The sequence below is a fragment of the Algibacter sp. genome, from assembly GCF_049667265.1.
Classification (GTDB): Bacteria; Bacteroidota; Bacteroidia; order Flavobacteriales; family Flavobacteriaceae; genus Algibacter_B.
Map to the genome: position 1 here is coordinate 1 of NZ_JBATHX010000489.1, position 3,269 is coordinate 3,269.

At 26.2% G+C, this 3,269-nt stretch carries 3 protein-coding genes and 1 pseudogene; 2 read left to right on the forward strand and 2 right to left on the reverse strand.

Annotated features, from left to right (window positions below):
* Both WBN21_RS16635 and WBN21_RS16640 read left to right on the forward strand, forming a co-directional pair.
* Nucleotides 1–312: pseudogene (locus WBN21_RS16635) on the forward strand (hypothetical protein); the annotation flags it as partial.
* Nucleotides 309–1,262 carry a glycosyltransferase family 2 protein gene (locus WBN21_RS16640; protein ID WP_424202273.1) on the forward strand — a complete coding sequence of 318 codons (954 nt, stop codon included), beginning with the start codon at nt 309–311 and terminating at the stop codon, nt 1,260–1,262. The pseudogene WBN21_RS16635 and the gene WBN21_RS16640, both read left to right, overlap by 4 nt.
* 32 nt (nt 1,263–1,294) lie before the next feature.
* Here the strand turns inward: WBN21_RS16640 and WBN21_RS16645 are convergent, their stop codons facing one another.
* Together WBN21_RS16645 and WBN21_RS16650 are read right to left on the reverse strand one after the other, a co-directional pair.
* Nucleotides 1,295–2,377 carry a glycosyltransferase gene (locus WBN21_RS16645; RefSeq protein WP_424202275.1) on the reverse strand — a complete coding sequence of 361 codons (1,083 nt, stop codon included), beginning with the start codon at nt 2,375–2,377 and terminating at the stop codon, nt 1,295–1,297.
* A 17-nt stretch (nt 2,378–2,394) separates the two neighbouring features.
* Nucleotides 2,395–3,269, reverse strand: an 875-nt coding sequence (locus WBN21_RS16650; RefSeq protein ID WP_424202277.1) for a phosphoethanolamine transferase, incomplete at its 5' end; no start/stop codon positions are given.

The following is a 3,269-nucleotide window of genomic DNA, read 5'->3' on the forward strand; positions in this document are numbered from 1 at the left end:
GAATTAGAAACGAATGGTATTCCCATTATTCATATTGAAAATGCCGTTATCCATTTAGAATTAGAATCCAATAATATATTTATAAAAAAAACAAAACAAGCTATTGAAAATTTAGTTGTTCTAAAAAACGAATATCCTAATTTTATTGGTCATTCCATGCTCCTAAAAACAGCCCAACGTTTTAAGTTTTTAAAACCAATAGCTTCAATAGTATCAAAAGGTTTTGCCTTTTTAGCTAAAACAACTCAAAGTGTTTATAGTTTTCAGGTTTTTAAACTTTTTTATATGATTTCAATAAATAACCAAAAATGAATACGACCACACAGGTGCCATTTTTCTCTGTAATAATTCCTTTATATAATAAAGAGAAATATATCGAAGCTACTCTTAAAAGTGTTTTAAAACAGACATTTTTGGATTTTGAGGTTGTTATTGTTGATGATGGCAGTACTGATAATAGTTTAAATATTGTATCTCAATTTAAAAATTCTAAAATAACGTTACTGGAGCAAAAAAACCTTGGTGCTTCATGTGCCAGAAATAAAGCAATTTCAAACTCAAAAGGCAAATATATTGCGCCATTAGATGCCGACGATATTTGGTATGAAAATCATCTTTCAGAATTAAAAAAACTGATAGAAACATTTCCTAATGCTGGTGTATTTTGCAATAATTATGAAGTAAAACTAAGTGAGCATTTAATAAAAGTGGCAAATTTCAACTTTAATTATAAAAATGAACTTTTAATTATTCCCGATTTTTTTGATGCAAATATTTACAATTATATTGCAACATCATCATCATCTGCCTTTTTAAAATCTTCATTTTTTGAAATCGGAACTTATGATACCAGTTTAAGAACTGGACAAGATTTAGATTTATGGCTTAAATTTGCTTTAAAGTATGAAGTGGCATTTAATCCTTGTATTACGATGATGTACAATCATTTTGATGCTTCAAGTCTATCAAATAGTAAATACAATAATGATAGATATAATTTTATCAACTCTTATAAGAATGAGGAAAAAAATAATCTTTCTTTAAAAAAGTATTTGGATGTGAATAGATATGCGCTTTCTTTAAGATGTATTGTGAATGATGAAAAAGACCTGTACAAAAAATTAAAAAATGAAATTGATTATAAAAATTTAAATTTTAAACAAAAGTTACTTATAAATTGTCCAAAGTATATCCTGAAATTCGCTAAAGTCTTTCATACTGTTTTAATAAAAAATGGTATTTATTATTCTGCTAATAGCTAATAATAGTTTTTTTTTAATTTATTACAAATATACTAACTAAGTAAATTTTTCCACGCTTCAGTAATATTTTCAATAGAAAATTTTTCCACGCTTTGTTTGGAATTACTTTTACATTTATTATAAATTGATTTATCTTCTATAAATGTATTAAACGCTTTTGCTAAAGCGGTTACATTATAATTTTCTACTAATAAACCATTATAACCATGTGTAATTATTTCTTTTGGTCCAGCATCGCAATCAACCGAAATTACAGGAGTTTTCAAACATAATGATTCTGGAATTACAAGTGCAAAACCTTCTGAATGACTAGTTAAAACAGAAAAAAGTGCATTTTTTATATAAGGAAATGGATTTTTACAAAATCTTAAAAACTCAATTGAATCTTGGCATTTTAATTTTTTTGCGTAAGTCATCAAATAATCCTTGTCTTCACCATCACCTAAAATAACCAATTTAATCTGCATTTCTTTAAGCTCAGATTCGTTATAAGAATCAATTAATAACTTTAAATTTTTTGATTTGTTATGAATTCTACCGTAATAAATAATGTAATTATTAAAACCTAAGCTTGGCATTGTTTTATTTGATTCTCCTATTATTTCGTTAAAATCAAATGCGTTATATATTGTTGAAATATTATTTAAATTAAACATCTGTTTAAACTTTTCTGTTCCTTTTTTTGAAACGCAAATCATTCTTTCATTTTTATATAAAAATCTATTTAACCATTTATATTTATTGAAAGCCAAAGATTCCTCATATGAATGAATAACATAAATAACGGGATCTTTATATAAAAATTTAGTAATTATAAACTCACGGTAGGCTTGATTTCTAGGCCTATTATCAATTATAAAATCAAACTTCATTTTATTTAAATAAAGTTTTAATTTATATAATCTATACATTCTACTTACTGCAGAATTTTTTTCATTCTTATAAATCCCTAAATCAAAAACTTCTCCCTCATATTCATAAGCTATTCCAGATTTAACCGTTACGATAAAAACATCAAATCCTAAATTTTTAAAAATTTTCGATTGTATGGCTGAAGCACGTTCCGCGCCACCATGTTCGAGGGAAGTACATACAATACAAATTTTCCTTTTCATGAAATGGTTAATTATTGCTAATCATTAAAATGTAAATCATAATCAACTGTATCTCGTACAATTCTTTTTCGTTCTTTAAAATATTCACTAAATATACTACGAGTAGAATCAACTTCATCAGCATTAACATCAACCAAATCTGCAATGGAGTGAAATAAATCGTCAATCATATATTTTGAATTCAATCTTGAAAAAACCTCTTTACTCGTTTTATATTTTTCAGAACGCCATAAAACCATGGGGATTTCATAAAGGTTTTTGGTTAAATTTTCATCTCTAAAATGCCCTGAAAACTCACTATTTTCATAAACTTCTTCTCCATGATCTGAAAAATATAAAACAAAGCTTTTTACATTACGTTTTCTAGTGGTTTCAATTACTTCATTTATAATAAAATCGGTATATCTTACCGCATTATCATAAGCATTTATTTCATCGTAAACGACCTGCTTTTTGAATTTAGTTTTTGGAATTTCATTATTGAAAACATTAAAGCTCTCAGGATATCGGTATTTATAATTAAAATGAGTACCCAAAGTATGTAAAAAAATCACCTTTCTATTCCCTTCTTCTAATAAAACATCTTTCATTTTATCTACTAATGCTGCATCAAGAAGTGTTTTTTCATTAGTATGTTTTATATTAAAAAAATAAGATTTATCCGCACCAAGCCCAATTTTGGTAACATGAGAATCATTAACTCCAATGGGTTTCTGATTTGAAATCCAATAGGTTTTAAATTTCGCTTGATTTAATAATTGTATAATGGAACCCTCAAATTTAGCTTGTGCATTTTCATAATTACCTAATGTGAATGCTTTAGTTAAACTTGCAATAGTGTATGTGTCGGGACTAATAACATTATTATAAACTAAAAGCTCATCATTAATAC

Bases quoted from the DNA above. Each gene is read 5' to 3' on its own strand.
- WBN21_RS16645 (WP_424202275.1), bottom strand. From the start codon at position 2,377: ATGAAAAGGAAAATTTGTATTGTATGTACTTCCCTCGAACATGGTGGC.
- WBN21_RS16640 (WP_424202273.1), top strand. From the start codon at position 309: ATGAATACGACCACACAGGTGCCATTTTTCTCTGTAATAATTCCTTTA.